This is a genomic window from Mucilaginibacter galii, from assembly GCF_014635825.1.
GTDB classification, from domain to species: Bacteria; Bacteroidota; Bacteroidia; order Sphingobacteriales; family Sphingobacteriaceae; genus Mucilaginibacter; species Mucilaginibacter galii.
The window spans coordinates 148,877-173,959 of the sequence record NZ_BMDO01000003.1 but is presented as its reverse complement, the minus strand read 5'-3'; the positions used below and the strand labels follow the sequence as shown (position 1 = coordinate 173,959).

General features: G+C 43.1%; 24 protein-coding genes. 12 read left to right on the top strand and 12 right to left on the bottom strand.

What is annotated here, in order from left to right:
• Positions 1 to 12: 12 nt before the first annotated feature.
• From nfi to IEV61_RS07595, 7 genes are all read left to right on the top strand, one after another.
• A complete protein-coding gene (nfi, locus tag IEV61_RS07625; protein ID WP_188415352.1) occupies positions 13 to 720 on the top strand; it encodes a deoxyribonuclease V in 708 nt (235 codons plus the stop codon).
• A gap of 42 nt (positions 721 to 762) precedes the next feature.
• A complete protein-coding gene (locus IEV61_RS07620) occupies positions 763 to 1,734 on the top strand; it encodes an aspartyl protease family protein (protein WP_188415350.1) in 972 nt (323 codons plus the stop codon).
• Between the two features lie 5 nt (positions 1,735 to 1,739).
• On the top strand, positions 1,740 to 3,167 hold the full coding sequence (locus tag IEV61_RS07615) for a glycogen-binding domain-containing protein (RefSeq protein ID WP_188415348.1): 1,428 nt from the start codon (positions 1,740 to 1,742) through the stop codon (positions 3,165 to 3,167).
• Positions 3,168 to 3,261: 94 nt separating this feature from the next.
• Positions 3,262 to 3,585 (top strand): hypothetical protein, encoded by a 324-nt coding sequence (locus IEV61_RS07610; RefSeq protein WP_188415346.1) that lies wholly within the window; start codon positions 3,262 to 3,264, stop codon positions 3,583 to 3,585.
• Complete coding sequence (locus IEV61_RS07605) at positions 3,572 to 4,222, top strand: ATP-binding cassette domain-containing protein (RefSeq protein ID WP_188415345.1); 651 nt, start codon at positions 3,572 to 3,574, stop codon at positions 4,220 to 4,222. The genes IEV61_RS07610 and IEV61_RS07605 overlap by 14 nt, the downstream gene beginning before the upstream one ends.
• Before the next feature lie 10 nt (positions 4,223 to 4,232).
• Positions 4,233 to 5,021: a PhzF family phenazine biosynthesis protein gene (locus tag IEV61_RS07600; RefSeq protein WP_188415342.1), complete on the top strand. Its 789-nt coding sequence runs from the start codon at positions 4,233 to 4,235 to the stop codon at positions 5,019 to 5,021.
• 34 nt (positions 5,022 to 5,055) lie between these two features.
• Positions 5,056 to 5,472, top strand: coding sequence for a hypothetical protein (locus IEV61_RS07595; RefSeq protein ID WP_229747068.1), 417 nt, complete (start codon positions 5,056 to 5,058; stop codon positions 5,470 to 5,472).
• 71 nt (positions 5,473 to 5,543) lie between these two features.
• Here the strand turns inward: IEV61_RS07595 and IEV61_RS07590 are convergent, their stop codons facing one another.
• Positions 5,544 to 6,185: an NAD(P)-dependent oxidoreductase gene (locus tag IEV61_RS07590; protein ID WP_188415340.1), complete on the bottom strand. Its 642-nt coding sequence runs from the start codon at positions 6,183 to 6,185 to the stop codon at positions 5,544 to 5,546.
• Between the two features lie 149 nt (positions 6,186 to 6,334).
• On the opposite strand from IEV61_RS07590, the gene smc reads away from it, so the two are divergent.
• Positions 6,335 to 9,877: a chromosome segregation protein SMC gene (gene smc / locus IEV61_RS07585; protein WP_188415338.1), complete on the top strand. Its 3,543-nt coding sequence runs from the start codon at positions 6,335 to 6,337 to the stop codon at positions 9,875 to 9,877.
• Between the two features lie 4 nt (positions 9,878 to 9,881).
• Here smc and IEV61_RS07580 read toward each other — a convergent pair whose 3' ends face one another.
• From IEV61_RS07580 to IEV61_RS07565, 4 genes are all read right to left on the bottom strand, one after another.
• Positions 9,882 to 11,420, bottom strand: a complete 1,539-nt coding sequence (locus tag IEV61_RS07580; RefSeq protein ID WP_188415335.1) for a S41 family peptidase — start codon at positions 11,418 to 11,420, stop codon at positions 9,882 to 9,884.
• Between the two features lie 70 nt (positions 11,421 to 11,490).
• Complete coding sequence (locus tag IEV61_RS07575; RefSeq protein WP_188415333.1) at positions 11,491 to 12,090, bottom strand: HAD family hydrolase; 600 nt, start codon at positions 12,088 to 12,090, stop codon at positions 11,491 to 11,493.
• Entirely contained in the window at positions 12,083 to 12,385 is a 303-nt protein-coding gene (locus IEV61_RS07570) for a hypothetical protein (RefSeq protein ID WP_188415331.1), read from the bottom strand. Before IEV61_RS07570 ends, IEV61_RS07575 begins: the two co-directional genes overlap by 8 nt.
• A gap of 4 nt (positions 12,386 to 12,389) precedes the next feature.
• The gene (locus tag IEV61_RS07565; RefSeq protein ID WP_188415330.1) at positions 12,390 to 13,046 is read right to left on the bottom strand and encodes an ABC transporter ATP-binding protein; all 657 of its coding nucleotides are present in this window, start codon (positions 13,044 to 13,046) and stop codon (positions 12,390 to 12,392) included.
• Positions 13,047 to 13,223: 177 nt separating this feature from the next.
• Here IEV61_RS07565 and sucC point away from each other — a divergent pair, with 177 nt between their 5' ends.
• Complete coding sequence (gene sucC / locus IEV61_RS07560) at positions 13,224 to 14,414, top strand: ADP-forming succinate--CoA ligase subunit beta (RefSeq protein WP_188415328.1); 1,191 nt, start codon at positions 13,224 to 13,226, stop codon at positions 14,412 to 14,414.
• Between the two features lie 210 nt (positions 14,415 to 14,624).
• The gene (locus IEV61_RS07555; RefSeq protein WP_188415326.1) at positions 14,625 to 15,158 is read left to right on the top strand and encodes a YceI family protein; all 534 of its coding nucleotides are present in this window, start codon (positions 14,625 to 14,627) and stop codon (positions 15,156 to 15,158) included.
• Positions 15,159 to 15,209: 51 nt separating this feature from the next.
• Here the strand turns inward: IEV61_RS07555 and IEV61_RS07550 are convergent, their stop codons facing one another.
• On the bottom strand, positions 15,210 to 17,384 hold the full coding sequence (locus IEV61_RS07550; protein WP_188415324.1) for a PAS domain-containing protein: 2,175 nt from the start codon (positions 17,382 to 17,384) through the stop codon (positions 15,210 to 15,212).
• A 378-nt stretch (positions 17,385 to 17,762) separates the two neighbouring features.
• On the opposite strand from IEV61_RS07550, the gene IEV61_RS07545 reads away from it, so the two are divergent.
• Complete coding sequence (locus tag IEV61_RS07545) at positions 17,763 to 18,383, top strand: L-threonylcarbamoyladenylate synthase (RefSeq protein ID WP_188415322.1); 621 nt, start codon at positions 17,763 to 17,765, stop codon at positions 18,381 to 18,383.
• A gap of 127 nt (positions 18,384 to 18,510) precedes the next feature.
• Here IEV61_RS07545 and trpA read toward each other — a convergent pair whose 3' ends face one another.
• The 4 genes from trpA to trpD all read right to left on the bottom strand — a co-directional run bounded on the left by trpA (position 18,511) and on the right by trpD (position 22,189).
• Positions 18,511 to 19,281 (bottom strand): tryptophan synthase subunit alpha, encoded by a 771-nt coding sequence (gene trpA, locus IEV61_RS07540; protein WP_188415320.1) that lies wholly within the window; start codon positions 19,279 to 19,281, stop codon positions 18,511 to 18,513.
• Positions 19,282 to 19,397: 116 nt separating this feature from the next.
• Positions 19,398 to 20,579 (bottom strand): tryptophan synthase subunit beta, encoded by a 1,182-nt coding sequence (gene trpB / locus IEV61_RS07535; RefSeq protein ID WP_188415319.1) that lies wholly within the window; start codon positions 20,577 to 20,579, stop codon positions 19,398 to 19,400.
• A 1-nt stretch (position 20,580) separates the two neighbouring features.
• Complete coding sequence (locus IEV61_RS07530; protein WP_262890596.1) at positions 20,581 to 21,177, bottom strand: phosphoribosylanthranilate isomerase; 597 nt, start codon at positions 21,175 to 21,177, stop codon at positions 20,581 to 20,583.
• A gap of 22 nt (positions 21,178 to 21,199) precedes the next feature.
• Positions 21,200 to 22,189 carry an anthranilate phosphoribosyltransferase gene (gene trpD / locus IEV61_RS07525; RefSeq protein ID WP_188415315.1) on the bottom strand — a complete coding sequence of 330 codons (990 nt, stop codon included), beginning with the start codon at positions 22,187 to 22,189 and terminating at the stop codon, positions 21,200 to 21,202.
• A 220-nt stretch (positions 22,190 to 22,409) separates the two neighbouring features.
• On the opposite strand from trpD, the gene IEV61_RS07520 reads away from it, so the two are divergent.
• Positions 22,410 to 23,360 carry an ion channel gene (locus IEV61_RS07520; RefSeq protein ID WP_188415313.1) on the top strand — a complete coding sequence of 317 codons (951 nt, stop codon included), beginning with the start codon at positions 22,410 to 22,412 and terminating at the stop codon, positions 23,358 to 23,360.
• 80 nt (positions 23,361 to 23,440) lie between these two features.
• On the opposite strand, the gene IEV61_RS07515 is transcribed toward IEV61_RS07520, so the two are convergent.
• A complete protein-coding gene (locus IEV61_RS07515) occupies positions 23,441 to 24,256 on the bottom strand; it encodes an SDR family oxidoreductase (RefSeq protein WP_188415311.1) in 816 nt (271 codons plus the stop codon).
• On the bottom strand, positions 24,240 to 25,079 hold the full coding sequence (locus IEV61_RS07510) for a glycosyltransferase family 2 protein (protein WP_188415309.1): 840 nt from the start codon (positions 25,077 to 25,079) through the stop codon (positions 24,240 to 24,242). The genes IEV61_RS07515 and IEV61_RS07510 overlap by 17 nt, the downstream gene beginning before the upstream one ends.
• Between the last annotated feature and the right edge of the window lie 4 nt (positions 25,080 to 25,083).

The window sequence follows — 25,083 nt, the reverse complement described above, 5'->3', positions numbered from 1 at the left end:
TTGTTAAGCAGTATGAAACCAGCCGATTATGAAAGCCTTACCGCCGCTCAAGCCATCGCTTATCAGCAGGAGCTGCGTCTCCAGGTCAAAATTGAAACCCTGGACAAACCCATCCGCATTATAGCCGGTGCCGATATTTCATTTAATAAATTTGAAGAAACCGTATACGCAGGCATCGTGCTGTTCAAATACCCGCAAATGGAAGTAATTGGCCATGCATCAGCAGTAAGCAGTACTAAGTTCCCTTACATTTCAGGTCTGTTGGCTTTCCGCGAAGTACCAGCTTTATTGGATGCCTGGAACAAGCTGGAAATTAAACCCGACCTCATGGTTTTGGACGGTCAGGGCATAGCTCATGAAAGGCGCTTGGGTATTGCAACACACTTTGGTTTAATTACCGATGTACCCACCATAGGCAGTGCCAAAAGCCGACTACGCGGCAAATATGAAGAACCGGCTAACGAACTATTTGCCCAAAGCCGCATGTACGACCGCGATGAGGTTATTGGCATAGCCTTGCGCAGCAAAAAGAATTGCAACCCCATCTTTATATCGCCGGGCCACAGGGTAAGCATGGCACAAAGTGTAGAGATCATCAAAAATTGCATACGTGGTTACCGCATACCCGAACCTACACGGCAGGCGCATATTTTAGTTAACCAAATTAGGGTTGAGCATAAAGACAAGAGCCAACTGTCTATATTTGGTATAACGCTGTAACTAATGTACCCTACCCCGCGTCTTACTTATACATCACAATAAATGCGCGGATTGGGTTTGTTATTCTTGTTGTTTGCTCTGTTACTCTGTACAAGGGCAGCAGCTAAACCGCGTTTAAAAATCACCACTGGGGGCATTGATCTTACATCCCCGGATCCTGTTTTTACCGATGATGCCAAAACCGTTACCATCCCCATAAAAAGAGCAGGCAACCTCATTATCGTAGAGGCACAGGTAGATTCAGTTTCAGGCAACTTTGTGTTGGATACCGGTGCTCCCTACTTGGTGCTTAATTCCACTTACTTCAGAGATATGCCCCACCTGGGCGAGAGAGAATCAAACGGGGTTAACGGAACAGCCACCGGCACATTTAAAACGCAGGTGCGCAATTTTGGCATAGGCTTCGATCTGCATTATAATAAGCTAACGGCCGATGTTGTAGACCTATCGGCTATTGAAAACAGCAAAAACATTAAAATACTTGGTTTGCTGGGCACTCAAATATTCAGGAAGATTGCCATAACCATAGATCTCTTTCATAACGTAATGTACCTGCACAAGCTGGATAACAAGGGCAACTTAGCCGACCAGGAACGCCCCTTTGCACAGCCCGACATGCGCATGCCGTTTAAAAACATAAACGATGTTCTTTTTATACAAGGTGTAATTAACGATAAAAAGCTTTGGTTTGCTTTTGATACCGGTGCCGAAAGCAACCTGCTGCATACCAGTGCTCCCGATAAAATTCTATCGTCAATGAGTATTGTTAACAAATCAAAAATTGTGGGCGTTGGCGGCTTACGTTATGATATAGTTTACGCAAAATTTGACAAGCTAACCATTGGCAACTATGCATTTATTAACAACCGCATACTTATAACCAACCTCGAAAATTTGGGTAAAGCTTACGGACAATCGGTTGATGCTGTGCTGGGCTACGACTTTTTTTCGCGCGGCATTTTTACGATAAATTTCGTAAAAAATGAATTTGAAATGTACATTTACAAGCATTGATGGAGATGAAACTGCTTAAACATTTCATAGTAATGTGTTTGGTGCTTGGTACTTTTACCAAGGCAGTGGCACAAAACCGCAGTCGGTTCTTCATCAAGAGCAATCACTTTGTACTGGTGTTGGATGCAAAATCTAACAAGGCCGAGATAGACAGTTTACTCCGCATTGCCAATATACCCGGTTTAACCAGCGATATGATCATCAGCGGCAGTATACCTAATATTGTTGGTGGCTGGCGTATTAAAAAAGTTAAAGGCGGCGCGGTAGAATTAAACAAACCTTTAACCAAAAACCAGCCTGTTACACAACTCAACCATTATTTAGTTACTAATAATATAGTAAAAACCGAATCGAGTCCGGGTTACCCGGGCGACGTTTTATACGGCGTAAACAACTTTTCGAAGATAACCGTACGCGAACTGCCATCGGGAATAACGCGTTTCTTTTTCCCGGGTCGTACCGATGTAAGGCGCATACAGTTGTCGGGCAGCTTTAACGGATGGACCACCTCAAAAGGATTAATGACCAAGACCGATAGCGGCTGGGTTAGCGACATTAAATTAGAGCCCGGTCCTTACGCCTACAAGTTCATTGTAAACGGGCAGTGGATACACGACCTGAACAACAAACTTACCGAGAACGACGGGCATGGTAACTATAATTCCATTTACTATCGTTACAACTACACCTTTAAATTGGCTGGTTATAACTCCGCGAAGCGTGTTATCCTGGCAGGCAGTTTTAATAACTTTAATGTTAGTGAACTGGTGATGACACTGCAAGGCAGCCGCTTGGAAAAACAACTCTATTTGCACGAAGGCACGTACTTATACCGCTTTATGGTTGATGGCCGCTGGATAACCGACCCGGCCAATGCAAATAAGTCGGCTAAAGACGGTATCATGAATTCGGTATTAACGCTGGGTGAGCATATAACTTTTAAGCTCAATGGCTTTGCCAACGCTAAAGACGTTTGTTTATCAGGCAGCTTTAATAACTGGGACCCCGATATGCTGCATTTTCAAAAAACAGCTACCGGCTGGGTATTGCCATACACACTCCCTGCAGGCAATTACCTTTACAAATTTGTGGTAGACGGACAGTGGATGACCGACCCAACAAACCCCCATACCACCGTTATTGCGGAGAATATCAACTCATTTTTATCACTTAAACCTAATTATACCTTTGTACTAAAAGGCAATAATTCTGCAAAAACCGTACGCCTGGCCGGTAACTTTAACGAATGGAACTTTTATGGTTACACCATGGCCCATAACGGTGATGAATGGAGCATTAGCATGCGCTTTAAACCCGGTAAAGTACTTTACAAGTACATAGTTGATGGTAATTGGATAATTGACCCCGGCAACAGGCAATGGGAGCAAAACGAATTCAACACAGGCAACTCTGTTTTGTGGATAGGTAACTGATATACGGCGCAACCTTTATTTCCTAGCAAATACAATAAGCCCGATTTTTTAGTGTTTGATAGCTTTAACCCTGTCAGTCACAACTTAATTCTTCATGCATAAGCTTACCATTCTGCTGCTGCAATTCAATAAACCGTTATGGCTATGCCATTTAATGTTTAGTGTATTTGGCCTTTACTTCGTTATGCTGAACGGAATAGGCTTGCTAATAGTAAGTTTCTCCTTAAAATTAGCCGGTTACCTTGGTGCAACGCTTTACCAAAATTATTTTACACCGCAGATCTATTTTTATTACCGCAACACCGGGAACCCTGTTCGCAAGCTCTACCTGTATAGTTACGCCATAGATTTTTTGCTCTACCTCGCCATTATAGCCGTTTACCAGTCTACTTTAACTTCGCCTCATGCTAAGGGTTGATAGCGTGCAATTAGCCTTTAACGGTCGTAAGATTTTGCAAGACATTTACCTCGATTGCAAACCCGGCGAAATTGTGGGCATACTTGGTCGTAACGGCTGCGGTAAATCAAGTTTGCTGAAGATCATATTTGGCACACTAAATCCTGATTACAAGTACATAAGCATAGACGATCGATATGTTAAAAAAGGGTATGTAGGTAACCAGATAGCTTACCTGCCTCAACATCACTACCTGCCTGCCAACATTACCATTAATAAAATGGCGCCTATGCTGGTAGACCGTAAAGATTGGGAAGAGTTTGCTGCCTATCCTACATACCAGGCACATGCGCATAAAAAGCCCGGCGAACTTTCGGGCGGAGAGATACGGCAGCTTGAAATGCTCATGATATTGTATAGCAGTGCAACCTATATTTTAATGGATGAGCCTTTTACGCACATATCGCCCGTACAGGCCGATGATTTTAAAGCCATACTACGTAAACGTGTCAAAACCAAAGGACTCATCGTAACCGATCACCAGTATCAGAATATTTTAGAAGTAAGTGACCGTATCATTTTGATAGAAAACGGCCATACAAAAATGATTGCTAAGCATGAAGAATTGGTAACTTACGGTTATCTTAGTGGCATATAGCAAGTAATTAATGACTATTCCTATTTATCAGGCCGATGCCTTTACCAGCGAATTATTTGGCGGCAATCCCGCAGCTGTCTGTCCATTAACCAAGTGGCCTGCCGATGAAGTAATGCAAAAAATTGCCTTTGAAAACAACCTGGCCGAAACCGCCTTTTTTGTAAGAACCGAAGATGGCTACCACCTGCGCTGGTTTACCCCCGAACTGGAGATTGACCTTTGCGGCCACGCCACCCTGGCAACAGCCCATATTATTTTTACGGAGTTGGGTTTTACAGGCGCTTCCATAAATTTCAGCACCGAAAAAGCCGGTGAACTTGTGGTCACCAAAAATAACGACCGTTATACGCTCGATTTTCCATCACGACCGCCCTACCCTGCCGAAATGCCCGACGGTTTACTGGAAGGCCTAAATAACAAAATGCCCATTGCGGTAATGCGCTCGCGCGATTATTTCCTGGTATATGAAAACGAGCAGAATATTATCGACATGCAGCCTAACCATTTCCTGCTTTCTAAGATAGATGCCATTGGCATCATCGTAACTGCACCCGGCAAAGAGGTTGACTTTGTATCGCGCTTTTTTGCCCCGGCCTGCGGCGTACCCGAAGACCCGGTAACCGGCTCGGCCCATTGCAATTTGATACCCTACTGGGCCGAAAAGCTGGGTAAAACAGAACTGCATGCCTACCAGCTATCTGCCCGCAAAGGTGAGTTGTGGTGTGAATTTAAGGGTGAACGAGTGCTGATGAGTGGTAAGGCGGTCACTTATTTGAAGGGTGAGATATATGTTATATAGAAATAACAATGAATAATTTAAAACCTAGTATGTCATGATTCAAAGCCAAAAGCTTACCGAGGATGAAACCATCATTTTGTTAATAGACTACTTAGCAAAAGATGGATGGAATATTGATAGTCATTGCCTGGGACAAATAAGAGGTTGTGATATTATTGCCTCAAAAAATTCACAAAAATTTTTTATAGAAGTCAAAGGAGCTAAAGCTGGCGATGCATCACCTACAAAAAAGCGAATATTCTTTGATAGTGGTCAAATTAAAACGCATTTTGGAAAAGCGATCGTAAAGATATTAGATGACAAATATTTGCATCCTAATGCAACATTTGCAATTGCTCATCCTAATGACACTTTAATAAAAAAAGCCATTGGCCATCTAACGCCTTCACTCAAATTATTAGGAATTCAACATTTTTGGGTAGCCGTTGATGGTACAGTAACTGCTGATTAAGCTTTTATAGTCGCCATTGTAAATCAGGACGTAAACTCGTTATAGTAAGAATTACAACACAAAACTTTTGTTTAATATCCAACTGTAAACTGTTCACGAATATGCTGAGGCTGCTCGATCTCATCTAAAACAGCTACGGCAAAATCCTCCATCGATATAAAGCTGCGACCTTGCTCATCTGCTATCAACTGATTGGTACCCGTGCGGAAAACGCCTGTACGTTCGCCTGAAGCAATTTCTGCGGCAGGGCTTACGTAGGTCCACTCCAATTCCGTTTCTTTTTGATACAGCTTCAATGCTTCGCGGTGTGCCAGCGCAACGGCTTTGTAAGCTTCGGGGAATTCGGGGGTATCTACCAGTTGCACACCCGGCGCTACTTCCAGGCTGCCTGCGCCACCTACTACAATTAAACGTTTTACACCGGCTTGCCTAACCCCATTAAGTAAAGGCAATACCACCTCGTAAATGGTTGATGCCGGTGTACCATGTGTGTTGCTGTAAGCGCTCACCACCACATCATGGTCAAAGGCTCCGGTTTCTACCTCCTGCGAATCGAACATGTCAGCCTTGGCCACTTTTAAGTCGGGCTTATTGCCGGGGTTATAATTTACCGGGTTGCGCACTACGGCGGTCACAAAATATCCGCGGTTTAAAGCTTCGTCAACTATGCGGCTGCCTATTTTACCGCCTGCGCCAAATACTGCTATTTTCATGGTAAATTGTATCAAGTAATATTGTATAAACACTTACCCGTATAAATGTTTTGAAGCCCGTTAACATTGTAGTTACGGTATATGGTTAAACCATTTTTTTACGTTAATTTGGAGGTTTAAACGTAATTGAAGGTACGGTTGCAGAGTAAATGCAGTTAACAAAGTTGGAGGTCAAAGGCTTTAAGAGCTTTGGCGATAAGATCACCATTAATTTTAACGAGGGGGTTACCGCTATTGTGGGGCCTAACGGCTGCGGTAAATCTAACGTGGTCGATTCTATTCGCTGGGTATTGGGCGAACAGAGCACCCGTGCCCTACGATCAGAGAAGATGGAGAATATCATCTTCAACGGCACCAAAAGCCGCAAACCTGCAAACCTGGCCGAGGTATCGCTAACTTTTGATAACACCAAAAACGTATTGCCTACCGAGTTTTCGCAAGTAACGTTGACCCGCAAGTTGTACCGCACCGGCGAAAGCGAGTACCGCTTAAACGATGTGCAGTGTCGTTTAAAAGATATTACCGATCTGTTTTTAGATACCGGCATCGGAGCCGACTCCTACTCTATCATCGAACTCAAGATGATAGACGAGATCATCACCAACAAGGAAGGGTCGCGCCGTAATTTGTTTGAGGAAGCATCGGGCATCTCAAAATACAAGCTCCGTAAAAAGCAAACATTTAACAAGCTCAAAGATACCGAGGCCGACCTGGAACGGGTACAGGATCTGCTTTTTGAGATAGAAAAAAACTTAAAAACGCTGGAGAACCAAGCCAAGAAAACCGAACGCTATTACAAACTTAAGGAGCAGTACAAATCGCTCAGCGTTATGCTGGCTTCATTCCGTATTGTATCGTTCACCGATGCTTTGGTGCGCATTGAGGAGCAGGAACAAAAACATAGAGAGGAACGCACAGGCATTACCTCAAAAATTGACTCGCTTGAAGCCGCGTTGCAGCAGCAAAAGCTGGACAATTTGAACAAAGAGAAAAATCTGTCGGTTCAACAAAAAGCGACCAATGAGTGCATCTCTAAGATAAGGGCTTACGAGAGTGAGAAAAAGATCAAAAACGAACAGCTTAAATTTCAGCGCGATAAAGAGGCCCGGTTAACCGAGGAGCTGGAACGTGACCGCAACCAGCTGAACCATGTTCTATACAACATTAAACGCCTTAACGAAGAGAAGCTACAGGAAGAAGAAAACCTGGAAACGGTGAGTAATAAACTGGCCGACTTAAAGCAAGCGGTAGACGACCTGCGCCAGGAACAAACCATTGCCCGTGCCGAGCTAAACGAGGTAAGCAGCATTAATAACCGGCTGCAAAACCAAATTTACCAGGCCGAAAAAGACCTGGACATACTTCGCATTCAGCAACAAGCCCTGGAGCAGGAAAGCCAACGGAACATGGAAGATACGGCCAGCCGCGAGGTGGAACTAAGCCACTTTAACCAGTTGGTGGCTGAGTTGGAGCAACGCCTACAGACCGCCGAGGGCGAGCAACGAGCCGCTGTTGAATTTGAAGCGCAATTACAGGAACAGATCAGGGAAACGGAAGGGCAGATTGCCGGCACCAAGGATAATATAGCGGGGTACAGCAGGCAGTTGGACGCCAAGCAAAATGAGTACAACTTGACCAAGAGTATGGTAGATAACCTGGAAGGTTTCCCGGAATCTATCCGTTTTTTGAAGAAGCAAACCGACTGGGCAAAAAGCATTATGCTGTTTAGCGATATTTTGTTTTGCCGTGAAGAATACCGCATTGCCATTGAGAATTACCTGGAACCACTGATGAACTACTTTGTAGTTGATAACTACGAACAGGCGATTAAAGCCATTAACTTGCTCCGCAGTTCATCCAGAGGTCGAGCCCAGTTCTTTATATTAGATCATTATAAAGCATTGGGTGAACTAACACCGGTTGCTGCAACAGAAAGTTTGCTGCCTGCTTTAAGCGTAGTGGAAGTTGAGCCACGGTATCGTCCGTTGTGTAATTACTTGCTACGCAACGTATATCTGGTAGATGATGCCGCCGAAAATGATTTGAATACCTCAGCTGTACCACAAGGCAGGGTGCTGCTGGGTAAAAGCGGCCGCTTTAGCAAATCGGTATTCAGCATGGCTGGTGGATCGGTTGGATTGTTTGAGGGCAAGCGGATAGGCCGGGCTAAGAATTTAGAAAACCTGGCTAAAGAGATACGCCAAACCGAACAACAAATAGGTGCCTACAAAGCTGAGCAGGAAGCCCTGCAAAGCAAACTGGTGGCCTTAAAAGCATCAGGCAAAACAGCTGAAATACAGCAAAAACAGCAAGAACTAAACCGCCTGCATACCGAACTGGTTACCGTAACCACCCGGCGAGAGCAGTATCAAACCTTTATTACCAACAGCCGTAACCGCAAAGAGGATATTGCCCAGAAGATACGCAGCATACAGGAGGAAGAACAAAAGCTTATCCCGGCACTGGCCGAGTTAAAAACACAGAAAGAGATACAAAGCGACCGGTTGTTAGACAAGCAGGAAGCTTTTAACGAACTGAACGAATATACCACCGTACAAAGCAACGCTTACAACCAGGAAAACATTCGCTTTCATCAACAGCAAAACAAGGTAGCCGGTTTAAATAAAGATTTAGAGTACCGCGAAAGTCAGCAGGATAGCCTAGAAGCACGCCTGCAAACCAACACCACCGAAATGGAAAAGGTGCAGGCCGCCTTATTAGAAACCTTGCAGCAAACCGATTTTTCGGACGATGAACTGCTGGATATGTATAGCCAGCTCGAGGAATTGGAACAGGCTACCAAAGTGGCCGAGCAGGATTATTATACCTCGCGCGGACAGGTGACTGAAAAAGAGAACGAGATCACACAATTACGCCGCCAAAAAGACCAGGCAGATGTAATTGAAAATGAGCTGAAAGACAAACGCACCAACCTAAAACTGGAACTAAACGCTTTAAAGGAAAGGCTTTCTGTAGAATTCAATATAGACATTAACGACCTGCTGGAAACCGAGATACCTGCTGAAGAGAATGAGCACGATTTGCGTGAGCGCACCGAGAAGCTTAAGAAACAGTTGGACGAGTTTGGGGCCATTAACCCTATGGCTTTAGAGGCTTTTAAGGAGATGAACGAGCGCTATGAGTTTATTCAAGCGCAAAAGAAAGATTTAATGGAAGCCAAGGCTTCGCTTCTCTCCACCATACAGGAGATTGATGATACGGCCCGCGAAAAGTTCATGACGGCCTTTATTATGGTGCGCGAGAACTTTATCAAAGTATTCCGCTCGTTATTTAACGAGGAAGATTCGTGCGATTTGATTCTGACCGACCCTAACCGGCCGCTGGAATCGGATATCGATATTATTGCGAAGCCTAAAGGCAAACGACCGCTATCTATCAATCAGCTCTCTGGCGGCGAGAAAACGCTGACAGCAACGGCTATCCTGTTCTCGCTTTACCTGTTAAAGCCTGCCCCTTTCTGTATTTTTGATGAGGTGGATGCCCCGCTGGATGATACCAATATTGATAAGTTTAACAACATTATCCGCAAGTTTTCATCAAGCTCGCAGTTCATCATTGTGTCGCATAATAAAAGAACCATAGCCAGTACCGATGTAGTATACGGCGTGACTATGGTTGAACAGGGAATATCCCGTGTGGTGCCGGTCGACTTACGCCAACTGGCCGATTAATATCTTAGTGTTGTAAACGCTCTAACGAACGGGTATGTACAGCACCTTTAAACTCTTGCTTGGTATCTAAAAGCATGTTGGCATCACGCAGCTTGGTTTGATCTGCAGTTGGCGTAACGCTAAGCGTACTTAAGCTGGCTACTGTATAATTTCCCTTTTCGATGAAGTTGATGGCACGAGCCAGTAAACCCTCGGCCGGGTCGCCAAAATCTTTGGTTACATCATCATTAGCAGTTACACCTGCAAAGTTTCCTCCCGGAACCATACCCTGGTAAAAATCGGCCTTGCCTTGTGAGTTTTGGCTTTCAAATTCAGAAATATACAAATCGTATTTACCTACCGGAATACCGAAGAAACCAACCGGCTTACCATAAGAAGTACGGCCAATAAGCTGCACACCACCCGGCAATGCTGGCATTACGTTATTGATCAGCAACTCGCTGGCAGATGCTGTGCTGCCTGTTACAATGAAGAATGCCCTGTTTAAGTTTAAGGTACCCTTTTTAGCAAAACTGTAAGTATTGTTAGCCAAGCTAAAGTAGCCGTTTGGTATACTGTATTTTTTAGCCAGTAAAGGGTAGGTACCAGCTTGTAGCTTAGCATTGAAACGTTCGGTAAACATTACGGTACCATTTTTTGAAGCCGGAGCGATGTAATTGGCAATATATTCAGATGTCTCAACCGCACCACCACCATTGTAACGCAAATCAACAACCAATTCAGTAACATTATTGGCTGCAAAAAAAGCAAATGCCTCATCAATTTTTGCTTGGGCATTGGTTAAAACCGTAAAACGGCTAAAAGCAAAGTAACCTACTTTTTTACCCGAACCAGTGGTGATAACGCTGTACTTAATGACGGGGTTAATGGTATAACTACCCTTATTAATAGTAACCGTTGCGGTAGTATTATCGGGCTTTTGCACGGTTAAGGTAATAGAGTTACCGCCCAGCGCTTTAACTACAGACAACAAATTAGGATCGGAGTTAGGATCGGCACTGTTTGGATTGTAATAAATGTCTGTGCTATTATTTACAGCAGTTACTTTATAACCACGCGCAATACCCGCTGTACTGGCCGGTGAACTTGGATATACATAGCGGATACGTAGATCATTATAGGCATTATAAAATACCGAGAAGCCAAAATCCCCGCCGGTGCCTCCTATTGAAGTAGCCGCCTGACCCTCATCTATGTACGAGTATTTAGCTGTACCCGGGTAGCTGGCATCGTATTCGTACGGTCTGTTAGCATTTGTAGGGTTAAGCTTTAATTGCGAAAAAGCATCAATTTCTGCCTGCAAGGCAGCACCATCGCTGCTGCCGGTAAACTTACGCGGATTAAATACACTTGCTTCGGGCAAGGCATCGTACCATAAATATTCTTCACGCGCATATGCGTAAACAGAATCCTTCAACAGATCAAGCGCTGATGCATTTGTTGTTCCCTGGCCACCGGTTAAATCTCCACCATCTGTTTTATTCTTTTTACATGAAGTAAATGTAACGGCGAGTAAAATCAGAGCGTATATAATTTTTTTCATTATCAGCTAATATTTTTTCTTTAACGTGCAATGTAATAATATATTACAAGGAAACAATGCAAAGCAATATTTATAAAGCTATATAATCAATTCCGCAAGATTCAGCGCAAAAACGGTCGGTATCGGTAACGCCCAACATCAAGGTTTCGCGACGTTGCAGGTGATGCTTATCTAGCAGGAGATGAACAATATCGGGTTCGGGTTTAGGTGCTACCTCTTCGGCGAAGTAACAGGTAAGGTATTTTTCCAGCCCTTGCCAATCGGTATGTTTTATTTTATTGAGCTGCTGCAGGGGATTGCCGTTGGTTAAAATAAAAATTTGTTTACGGTCTACTACAATATCTTGCAATAAGGTAAGCATGTGTGGATATAACATTATTTTTAATGGAATCTGCGCTGCCGTATGTAAATGCTCAAAGTTAAAGCGGTACTTTTCATCGAGTTTAAAATGCTCCTGTAGGGTGTTAAATACGGCATTGGCACCCTCCTTTTCATAAGCTTGTACCATGAGGTTTACCAGTACCTTGGCATTAAGCAGTTCGGTGTATTCCAAAAAGCTTGCAAAGAGGTAATACACCTGGTACAGGTATTCCTTTTCGGGGAAAAGCACATTATCCAGCTCAAAAATGAAACCCTTGATGCGTGGGTCTATATCGCTGTACTTAATCATAAGAAGCAATTATATCTATACCGTATTCTTTAAAAAGCAATCCGGCGGGTGCCAGGGCTTGCGCCTCCTCGTTACGCAACACGTAAACTGTATTTACATTGTAGTCCAGGCAAAAAGCCAGCATTTGATGCGGATAAGCTTCTTTACCGGGATCAGGCAGCTTTACCATTTTACCTGCTTTGATCATTACCTCGGGCAGATCAAGATAGTCGCCCAACAATACGGTTTGCGTTTGTAGCTGATTTTTAACCTGGTGAGCTTTTGCCGAACTGGCTGCTGTTATTAAAGTATACACTATATTATGATTGAACAATTAAACCGTCTTTCATGGTTACTTTGCGGTCGCTCAGCGCGGCCAGATCTTCGTTATGAGTAACGATGATAAATGTTTGATTAAACTCGTTACGCAGCCTGATGAAGAGTTCATGCAGGTCGCGTGCGTTCGCCGAATCGAGGTTACCCGAGGGCTCATCGGCAAGGATCATGGCCGGTTTATTCACCAGCGCACGGGCCACTGCCACCCTTTGCTGCTCACCGCCCGATAGTTGGTTGGGCTTATGATGTATACGACTGCTTAAGCCCAGCATATCCAACAATGTAGCGGCACGTTTCTCGGCTTCAGCTTTGGGTGTACCTGCAATAAAAGCAGGGATGCAAACATTCTCCAAGGCGTTAAACTCAGCCAACAGATGATGGAACTGGAAAATAAAGCCAATTTGCGTATTGCGAAAATGGCTCAATTGCTTACTGTTTAAGCCGCTGATCTCCGTTTCATTTAAAAACAACTGGCCGGCATCGGGCTTATCAAGGGTACCAATAATGTTCAGTAAGGAACTTTTGCCGGCGCCTGAGGCACCTACTATGGTTACAATTTCGCCTTGCTGTACTTCGAGATTCACTCCTTTTAAAATATGGAGTTTACCGTAAGTTTTTTGAATACCCAGTGCTTTTAGCATAGTTGCAAATGTAATTAAAAAAGAAATTGGTTGATTGGTTGATTGGTTGATTGGTTGATTGGGTCAAGTTAACCATTCACTATTAACCAATCAACTACTTAACCACTCAACTACTCACTAAAAAAATTTCATAACTCCAACCTAAATTGTAGATTTACAGCAAATTCTTTACAACAAATGAATATTCACGAATATCAGGGTAAAGCCATACTTAAAAGTTTTGGCGTTAGAGTACAGGAAGGCATCGTAGCCGACACTGTGGAAGAGGCTGTTGAAGCCGCCAAAAAGATGAAGGAAGATTACGGTTCGAGCTGGGTGGTTATTAAAGCCCAGATACATGCCGGCGGCCGTGGTAAAGGCGGCGGTGTAAAGCTGGCAAAAAACCTTGATGAGGTTAAAGAAAAAGCAGAAGCCATTTTAGGCATGCAACTGGTTACTCCACAAACCGGCCCGGAAGGTAAACTGGTTAGCAAAATATTAGTTGCTCAGGATGTTTACTACCCCGGCGATAGCGAAACCAAAGAGTTTTACATAAGCGTTTTGTTAGACCGTGCCAAAGGCCGTAACATTATCATGTACTCTACCGAAGGTGGTATGGACATTGAAGAGGTTGCACACTCTACCCCCCACTTAATACACAAAGAAGAAATTGATCCTAAAGTTGGCTTACAAGGTTTTCAGGCACGTAAAATTGCCTTTAACTTAGGTTTAAGCGGCGATGCTTTTAAGGATATGGTAAAATTCATCGCTGCCTTATACAAAGCTTACGATGCTACCGATTCTTCTCAATTTGAAATTAACCCGGTGTTAAAAACATCAGACAATAAAATTTTAGCGGTTGATGCTAAAGTAAACCTGGATGATAACGCTTTGTACCGCCATGCAGATTACGCCGCCTTGCGCGATACTGCAGAGGAAGACCCTACAGAGGTTGAAGCAAGTCGCTCTAACCTTAACTACGTTAAACTAGATGGTAACGTAGGTTGTATGGTTAACGGTGCCGGTTTAGCAATGGCTACTATGGACATTATTAAGATTGCCGGTGGTGAGCCTGCTAACTTTTTAGATGTAGGTGGTACTGCCAATGCACAAACTGTTAAGGCTGGCTTCAACATCATTTTGAGCGACCCTAAAGTTAAAGCTATCCTGATCAATATTTTTGGTGGTATTGTACGTTGCGACCGTGTTGCACAAGGTGTAATTGATGCTTACCATGAAATTGGAAACATTCCTGTACCTATCATCGTTCGTTTACAAGGCACTAACGCTAAAGAAGCAAAAGAATTGATCGATAACTCGGGATTAAAAGTTTACTCGGCTATCTTGTTAAAAGAAGCTGCACAGTTAGTAACCGAAGTTTTAGCATAACCCCTCCCAACCCACCTCAAAAGGGAGGGCTTTAGAATCATCTCCCTCTCCTTTGGAGAGGGCCGGGTTGATGTTATTTATTGACAAATATCAAGAAGGGAACACAAAATGTTCCCTTCTTTTGTAACCATAAATTATAATTAAAAAACATTTACATGTTTAAACACATGAATGTTTATAATTGTGTAATCATTTAACAATCATAATATTATGGCAACTACCAAATGGGTTTTAGACCCAATGCACTCAGAAGTACAGTTTAAGGTTAAACACCTGGTTATTTCTACCGTTACCGGATCTTTCCGCAAGTTTGAAGGCGAAGTGGTAACTGAAAGCGACGATTTCCAAGACTCGGAAGTTGATTTTTCATTAGACGTAGCCAGTATTGATACTACGCAGGAAGCTCGTGACCAGCATTTAAAATCGGCTGAGTTTTTTGATGCAGAAAACTACCCTACTATTAATTTCAAGTCTACCTCGTTGAAAAAGGTGAGCGACGAAGATTACAAGCTTGACGGTAACCTAACCATTAAAGGCGTAACCAAACCTGTTACCATGGACGTGGAGTTTGGTGGTTCAGCGGCAGATTTCTATGGCCAGACCAAAGCAGGCTTTGAAATTACCGGTAAAATTAACCGTAAAGAGTTTGGCTTAACCTGGGATGGTATAACCGAAGCCGGTTCTATTGTAGTGGGTGAAGATGTAAAGCTCATTATCAACGCGCAGTTTACTAAACAAGCATAACCAGCGATTGACAAACATATTTAAGCCATGTGATATACCGCATGGCTTATTTTATTTCAATTCTTGTAGTTCTATGCTATCCTTACCCACGTAAAGCTCATTGCTAATTTTATCCGTAATGGTGTGTACTATCTCGTCAAGCTCTTCGGCACAAATGTTTATCATTTGAATGATCTCGTCTTTTTCCTCTTCACTTTCAGAATCTTTGGCCAAATAAACTAATCCTAATATGGAAGCCACCGGCTTGCGTATTTCATGCGAACTAAGCCATGATATTTCCTGAAGAATTTTGTTCTGCTTGTATATCTTCTCTTCTTTATCTTTTCGTTCGGTAATATTATTATAAACGGCTATGTAACCAATATGCTCTGCACAATCGTTAAATAACGGAGTGTACTCAATATTTACCCATTGAATTTCGTCGTTTCTCAAGTGATGCTTAAGGTCTACGGTGAAGGTTTCCAGTTTACGTTTTCGTTCGCATATCTCTTGAATTAACTCTTCGGATACTAAGCTGGCACCTAACAAATCTTTAGGATAATGGCCTTTAACTTGTGCATAAGTATTGCCTGTATACATTTCAAATGCCTTATTCACCCAGGTTATACGGTGTTCCGTATCCATCACCACAATCATATTGTTAACCTTGGTAATAATATCGGCCAGGCGCTTATTTTCTTCATTAGCCCGTTTTAACTGGTCAATATCTTTCACAGCACCAATAATACGCACAACCTCGTTATCGTTGTTATAAATGTAATACGCCTGGGCATAGATGTACTTATAAACATCCACTCCACACTTTATGCGATATTCATACCGCCAAATTTGCTCCTTATTGGCAATAACCTTTTGCTGACTTCTTAAAACATCCTCCCGGTCGTCGGGATGTATCAAAGAACGCCACCAACGTAGGTCGCCGCCTATGTGGTCAATTTCACAGTCGATAAGCTCTGTTATCCGAGTGTTAAATATTAGGCTGTCGTCTATTACGTCATAATCGTAAATTACATCTTGTGTTGCCTTGGTCACTATCTCATAGCGTTCAATAACCTCATTCAGGTTTATTTCGTTCTGTTTTTTTTCTGTAATATCGGTAAAATATACAGCAATACCATCTTCTGTGGGATAGGCAGAAACATGGTGCCATTGTTTAAAGTGCTGCCAATAAGCCTCAAATTTCAAGGATGTTTTTTCGGCAAGCGCCTTTTCATACTGCCTGTAAGTAATTCTTTCTTCGGCACCCGGAAACACTTCTTTAAATTCTTTACCAATGATGTCGGCCTTGCTTAAACCAGTTTCTAACTCAAACTTTTTATTTACGTTGGTAAATACCAGGTTTTCGTTAAGCGTGTAAAAGCCCTCATTAATATTGTTGAGGGTATCTTCAAGGCTAAATAAATAACGATTACGCTCTGATTCCAACTGCTTGAGCTCAGTAACATTTTGTGTTGTCCCTATTACTTTATATGGCTTGCCATCCAAATACTCTAACCTGGCCACCTGCCTTAAATAGCGCTCCTGACCATTTAATAAGGTAATACGATGCGTAACGTTTAGCTGCTTACCTTTCTCCACCAGCATCTCTAAACCTTCTATCATAGCCGGCCTGTCTTCCGGGTGAATATGATCTACATATAGTTCATAAAGATTCAAAGCTGGGTTAGGCTCAACATCGGTAATAATGTACATCTCATCAGACCATAGCAGCTGCCGGGTATCGAGATAAAATTCCCAACCACCAACCTGTACAATTTGCTGTGTTTCAGAAAGCTTTTCTTTTTGCCTTAACAAATCGGCATTCAGTTGCTTTAACTTAGTTTCGTAATTTATGGTTTCTGATACATCCTGCACGGCAACCATTACGCAGGGTTTGTTTTCGAAGACAATTTGCTGCGAGTTTATAATTACATGAAGCAATGTGCCATCTGCCTTACAATGCATCCACGTACCCGACTTCTTAATATTAGAGGAAACACTGCGAAGCGCTTCTAATACTTTGTACTGCTCTTCGGCGGGCCTAATGTCAAGAATGGTCATGGACAGGAACTCGTTGCGGCTGTAGCCGTATTGCTTAATGGCCGATTCGTTAACGGAAACGAACCTCAGGCTCTCGAGGTCGTATACCCAATTGGGAATAGGGCTATCCTCATAAATTAAACGGTACTTATGCTCACTTTGTGAAAGACGCTTATTATTTAGCCTGATGAGGTACCATATTAGCATACTGGTAACCAGAACAAAAAACAATCCTTTGCCACTATTAATGATTTCTACAAAATCTTCGTTGAAAGAATTGCGGAAAAGAAAAAGCAATTTATCACTTAATGTGATCCAGATAATACTGATTAATAAATAAATAACGGATATGCGAACCGGCCCCAACTTCATTAGCTCCTTGATGATTTTGTGATTACTCAGGTAGGTACAGTACGAAATTGAAGAAAAATAGTTCAGCAGAAAAATATGAATGTAATAATTAATCCAGGCTTTACTCAATTAACCTAGTCTTAAATACAACTGTTTACACAAGAAATTAATGCTTTGTCGACAGGATATTACACAATTTAAAAACTAATCCCGACGTATATTTGCTATCTACTTATGCTTATACGAATCTACCCCGAAAATCCTAACCCTAAAGCTATTGAACAAGTAGTGCAGGTGCTGAAGAAAGGCGGACTTATTATTTATCCTACAGATACCGTTTATGGTTTAGGCTGTGATATAACTAACCACAAGGCTATTGAGGCAGTAGCCCGTATCAGGAACATTAAACCCGAAAAGGCTAACTTTTCTTTCATTTGCCACGACTTGAGCAATTTGAGCGATTACACCAAGCCTATTGATAATGCCATGTTCAGGGTATTAAAGAAAGCCCTGCCCGGACCATTTACTTTTATATTGAATGCCAGCGGCAACGTACCTAAGCTATTAAGCTCAAACAAAAAAACAGTAGGTATAAGGGTACCTGATAATGATATAGCCCGCGAGATAGTGAAGCAGTTGGGCAACCCTATTTTGTCTACTTCGATAAAAGATGATGACGATATCATTGAGTACTCTACCGATCCCGAACTCATCCACGAAAAGTACGAAAACCTGGTAGACCTTGTTATAGACGGCGGTTACGGCGGAAATGTAGCTTCTACCGTGGTGGATGTAACTTCTGGAGATTTTGAGGTTATACGTGAAGGCAAAGGCGATTTGGACGCTTATTTATAAGCCCCGCTTAAAAGAACGACTGTTATTCCAAACGACAGTGAGAGATCTTGTTTAAAGCTGCATGTTGCTTTCCTTGCAGGAGTAACAAGATTCTCGTTATCACTCGGAATGAAGGACGCGAGGAGGATTATCCTCTAATCCCCTTCACAAATTCCGGTATTCTTTCCATATAGTTGTCCTCGGCTAAAAACTTCACAAAAGCACTGCCCACAATGGCACCGTTGGCGTAAGACGTAGCTTTATCGAATGCTGCTTTGTTACCAATGCCGAAGCCAATCACGATAGGGTTATTCAACTCCATATCTTTAATACGCTTGAAATAGGTTTCGGTAACGTCTGACAGTGCTAAATTACCACCGGTTATTGAGGCAGACGACAGCAGATAAATAAAGCTGTTGCTCAACTCATCTATTTTGCGAATGCGGGCTTCGGCGGTTTGCGGGGTTACCAAAAATATATTGCTGATGTTGTGGTTAGCAAAGCTGTCTTTGTACAAGGTTTCATACTCATACATGGGTAAATCGGGTACAATAACACCGTCTACCCCTACTTCGGCCGCTTTGGCGCAAAAGCGCTCTACACCGTATTGCACCATAGGATTGGCATAGCCCATGAGCAATACCGGTATGCTTACCCGCTGACGCAGTTCGGCCAGTTGCTCAAACAGCAGGTTCAGGTTCATGCCATTATCCAAAGCCTGTTGCGAGCTATGCTGAATGGTAGGCCCGTCGGCTACAGGGTCACTGTAAGGAAAACCTATTTCTAAAAAGTCTGCTCCTGCTTTTTCTAAAGCTTCAGCTATATCGATGGTGCTGTTAATCGTTGGGTATCCGGCAGTGAAATATACTGAAAGAAGGTTGTTCTTTTTTTGATTGAATAGGCTGTTGAGGCGGTTCATTTTTTTGTTTTATATCTCGTCATTGCGAGGTACGAAGCAATCTCTGCACGACAGGTAAACCGTCGACTTTTCTACGCAGGGATTGCTTCGTACCTCGCAATGACGCTTGTTTACTACTAAAAGCCGAAATGTTTAATATAAGTACTCAGATCTTTATCGCCCCTGCCCGAAAGACAGATCACCACGTTATCCGTTTTCTCAAACTTCATTTTCTCCAGGTATGCAAAGGCATGTGCCGATTCTATAGCAGGAATGATGCCTTCCAGTTGTGACACCAGCAAACCAGCCTCTAAAGATTCGTCATCGGTAATATTTACATATTGCGCGCGCTGTACCTTGTGCAAATGCGCGTGCTGCGGACCAATTCCCGGGTAATCTAAGCCAGCCGAAATGGAATATGGCTCTACCACCTGTCCGTCATCGGTTTGCATCAGGATGGTACGACTGCCGTGTAATATCCCCTCCCGGCCTAACACCGATGTAGCCGCCGAACGACCGCTGTTAACACCCTTACCCGCTGCTTCTACTGCGATTAGCTTTACCTCTTCATCATCTAAAAAATGATAGAACATGCCCATAGCGTTACTCCCGCCGCCTACACAGGCCAGCACATATTCGGGCAGCTCTTTGCCGGTATGCTCCAGCAACTGCTTCTTTGTTTCAAGCGATATGATAGATTGGAAACGGGCTACCATTTCGGGGTAAGGATACGGCCCTACTACCGAGCCTATAATATAGTGTGTATCTATAGGATTGTTGATCCAGTCGCGCATGGCCTCGTTAGTCGCATCTTTAAGAGTTTTACTACCCGATGTTGCAGCTACTACTTTTGCGCCCAGCATTTTCATACGAGCAACATTTGGTGCTTGGCGCTCCATGTCAATTTCGCCCATGTAAACTACGCACTCAATACCTTTTAGCGCACAAACCGTAGCCGTAGCTACACCGTGTTGACCGGCACCGGTTTCGGCAATAATACGTTTTTTACCTAAGCGTTGAGCCAGTAAAATTTGCCCTATAGCATTGTTTATCTTGTGCGAACCGGTGTGGTTCAAATCCTCCCGTTTCAGGAAGATGTTGGCGCCGTATTTTTCAGACAACCGCTTAGCCAGGTATAAGGGCGAAGGACGGCCAACGTAATCTTTCATCAACTGGTCAAACTCCGCAATAAATGCTTCGTCGGTTATGATGGCATTGTATTGCTGGCGCAGTTCTTCTACATTAGGGTACAGCATCTCGGGGATGTATGCTCCGCCAAAATCGCCGTAGTAGCCTTGCTCGTTAACGTTATATTTCATGTTAATCTCTTAATATTTTAAAAGCTTCGCTAAGCTTGTCTGTATCTTTTAAACCGGGTTGTATCTCAAACCTGCTGTTTAAGTCAACACCATAAAAGGCAGGGTGTTTAATATGCTTTATGTTTTCTAAGTTTTCGAGGCTTAACCCGCCTGATAAAAAGAAAGGAACGTTTAGTTTATAGTTTTCTAGCACCTGCCAGTTGAATGTTTGCCCCGAACCGCCATGTGTCACGGTTTTGGTATCAAACAAAAAGTAATCTACGCTGCCTGCATAATCATTCAATGTATCAAAGTTAAAGTTCTCATCAACCCCAAAAGCTTTTAACACGGTTACCTTACTGCGTAACTGCACACACAGCGCCGGGCTTTCATTACCATGCAGTTGTACCGCTCCCAAAGCAAAGCGTTCTATGAGGCTAATTATAACCGCTATATCCTCATTTACGAATACGCCGGTCTTAATCAAATTATCAGGCATATTTTGCAAATCAGTCATTTGCAAATCACCTACATGCCTGGGCGATTTAGCATAAAATATCAAACCCATATAATCAGGCTGTAACCTCATTAAGGCATCTATATTTTCCGGGGACCGCATTCCGCAAACCTTTATCTTCATCTTAGATTTGCAGTAACTGCTTGAAACTGTTTAACGCTTTATGACTTAGCAGCGCCTGTTCGGCTTCGTAAAAGCAATCGGAAAAGGTTTTGGCCGGCTCTATGGTACGTATTGCCAAGCCGGCGTTGCACAGCACTACGTTGTTTTGCGAAGTGCTCCCCTTGCCGTTAAGCACTTTTGTAAATATTTCTGCTGAATCGGCTACCGTATGTCCGCCAGTTATTTCGTTAGCGTCCACTTTATCAAAACCCAACCCGCTAATGCTGTTGATCTTTTCGCCTTCGGTCGAAAATGTTTTGAAATCGCCCGTTAATGATACCTCATCATAGCCATCCAGCGCATTCACAATAGTATAATTAACTGTAGATTTTTGGTATAAATAAGCATATAAACGTGCCAGTTCGAGGTTGTAAACGCCTACCATCTGGTTATTGGGCTTTGCCGGGTTAACCATAGGGCCCAGCATATTAAAGAAAGTTTTAACGGCCAATTCACGGCGAATAGGTGCTACCGTCTTCATGGCCGGGTGAAATAGGGGGGCATGTAGAAAGCAGATACCGGCATTATCCAAACTACTGTTCAGCTTACTTTCATCATTAGTAAACTGGTAGCCCAAATACTCCATTACATTAGAGGAACCGCAGCCTGAAGACACGCCGTAATTACCATGCTTGGCCACTTTATACCCTGCACCGGCTACTACAAACGATGCCAACGTAGATATATTGAACGTATCCTTACCATCGCCCCCGGTACCGCATAAATCTATCAGGCTATCGGCCTCCAGTTTGATGGGCAGGCAAAGTTCGAGCATGGCATCGCGGAAACCCTCCAGTTCATCTACGGTGATGGTGCGCATGCAATAGGCCGTCATAAATGCCGCCATTTGCGAGGCATTGTATTTCCCCTGCGCAATGTTGGTAAGTATATCTTTAGACTGCCCGCGGCTAAAGGTTTTATGTTCGAATAAGTGGTTTAATATTGCTTTCATTAGCTGCCAAAAAAAAGAAGGATTGCCTTTGGGGCAATCCTTCAATATATCATATTTATATAAACAGGAGATTGCCTTACGATTTCTCGTTAAGCCACCACCAGTTATTGTTTTGTATCTTCATTATTTTGTGTGGCAAATATGATTAATGTTTTTCCGAAATGCAAATCATACTTCTATTTTTACATACTTATACCGTTATCATTTCAAGCTGCTGTCTATGTCCCCCAAAAACTTACCCGATAATCCGCAAAACGACTTAGGCTTAGGCAACAAAGCCATTAAACAGCGCATTATTAACCGCGATGGCAGTATAAATATTAAACGCAAGGGCCTACCTTTTTTCAGCACATCTGATAACTATAATGCGCTTATCACTATGCGCTGGCCAAAGTTTTGGTTCATCGTTATTGGCGTTTATTTATTAACCAATATCCTGTTTGCTACCATATATGTAAACATAGGCGACAATAACTTATTGGGTGCCGACACGCAAACGCACTATCACCACTTTTTGAGCGCTTTCTTTTTTTCGGCACAAACGCTTTCTACGGTGGGTTACGGTCATGTTAGTCCACAAGGTATACCCACCAACTTCGTAGCCGCTTTTGAGTCGATGCTGGGTTTGCTGGCTTTCGCCATTGCCACGGGCTTATTATACGGGCGTATATCAAGGCCGTCGGCCAAAGTTGCCTACAGCGATATGGTATTAATTGCCCCTTACGCCCCTACCGGACGTGGTTTGATGCTGCGTTTAGCCAACAAGCGCCACAATGTGTTAATTGATTTAGACATTGAACTGGTATTTTCTTACAACGAAGAGGTAGCAGGAAAGACAATAAGGCGGTTTCATAACCTTAAACTGGAGCGCAGTAAGGTGAGCATTTTAACCCTGAGCTGGACGGTGGTACATCCCATTGATGAAAATAGTCCTTTGTACCATATGACCGCAGAAGATATGGAAGCAGGCCGCGCTAATCTGGTGGTTTTAATGCAGGCTTTTGACGATACGTTTTCGCAAACCGTACACTCGCGCACATCTTACCTTCATGATGAGATAGTTTGGGGTGCAAAATTCACTCCGGCTTTTTATGATGACCCTAATGGATTAGTTACACTTGATCTGAATAAAATAAGCGATTATACAACAGCCAGCTTACCGGCAACGTAAATATAATACAGCTGATTACTCTTGCAATAATTTATTATCTCAGAGCCCTACCTCGCGAGTAGGTTCGGAATGGTTGTTTTTTACTTCAACAACGGATCCTTCTCCTTAGCAAACACATTGTAAACCAGCTTATCCAACAATGCCGGCAGCAATTTGCTTAAAGTAACCGTAAGCTTACCCTGCCCAGTCATGATCAAAGTACGGGCACGGCCTTCAATGCCGCCTGTAATGATTTTAGCTACTTCATCAACGCTCATCATTTTTTCCTCATCCAAGCTACTTTCACCTTGTTGCTGGGCGGCTTTGTTGAGTGCGGTATTGCGGATATTGGAGGCGGTGAAGCCCGGACAGGCAGTCATCACATGTACACCGGTTTTAAGATTTTCTACACGCAGGGCATCCAAAAATCCATTCATGGCAAATTTAGAGGCCGAATAGCCGGTACGCCCCGGCAAGCCTTTGTAGCCCGCAATGGACGATACACCAACTATGCTACCCTTGGTTTTCAATATTTCGGGCAGTGCATATTTGGTGCAGTAAACCGTGCCCCAAAAGTTAACATCCATCAGTTTTTTAAGCACCTGCAGGTCAAGGTCGTTAAATAAGGCACGCATAGATATACCTGCATTGTTAACCAGCACATCAATTTTGCCGAAGGTTAAAATGGCTTGTTTGATCAGAAAGGCACAATCTTCTTCAATGCTTACATCGCATTGAACAGCCAGTGCTTTAACTTTGAATTGCTTTTCGAGGTCTTGCGTAATTTCGCAGAGAGTAACGTACTGGCGGGCACCTAAAACGAGGTTAGCTCCCTTGCCGGCCATTTCATAAGCCAAGGCTTTGCCTATGCCTGATGATGCACCGGTAATAATAACAACTTTATTGCTTAAGTTCATATGCTGACGAAGACCACCTTGGCATCGCTTTCATGCGTAGCTCGGGCATCCTGAATAAATATTTTGCGGCGAAAATAAGCATTGCGCCATAAAAGTTCCTGATATAATACATGCTTGCTTTAGATACCGGTGAAGTATGTTGCTGAATAACGAAAGTTTTAGCAAAATAGAAGTTCTTAAACCCGGCCAGCCTGATGCGGTAAGAAAGATCAATATCTTGCCCGTAAACAACAAAACGCTCATCAAACAACCCAATTTCGCTTAATGCATCCTTACGCAGCAGCATAAAGCAGTTATTCAAAACATCGGTTTCGGTATTCTCAAACTCTTCTACCCAACCTGCCTTGTAATGGTGGCTAAATAACTGTGACTTAGAAAATAGTTTGGATAAGCCTGTGTATTTGAAGAAGTTGATCCAGTTATCGGGCATGCTCTTTTTAGATTCTGGCACAAAATGTCCTTCTGCATCCAGCATACGCACAGATACGCCTCCGGTATCAGGGTGAAGCTTCATAAAATCAAGGATCTTATCCAGTGTATCTTCGCCCACTATAATACTCGGATGCAGGAGCAGTATATGGCTGCCTGTGGCCTCTTTAATACCCTGATTTGCGGCTTTAGAAAAGCTTACGTTCTTGTCATTTACAATAAGCTGAAACTCGCTGAATTCGGTAGAGATCATCTTTACCGATTGGTCTGCCGAAGCATTATCCACCAAAATAACCTCGGCATCCATTTGCTGGATGGCCACTTTTAAAGCAATCAAAGCTTGCTTTAAAAGGTTACAGGTATTATGGTTAACAATAATGACAGATAATTTCATAGCA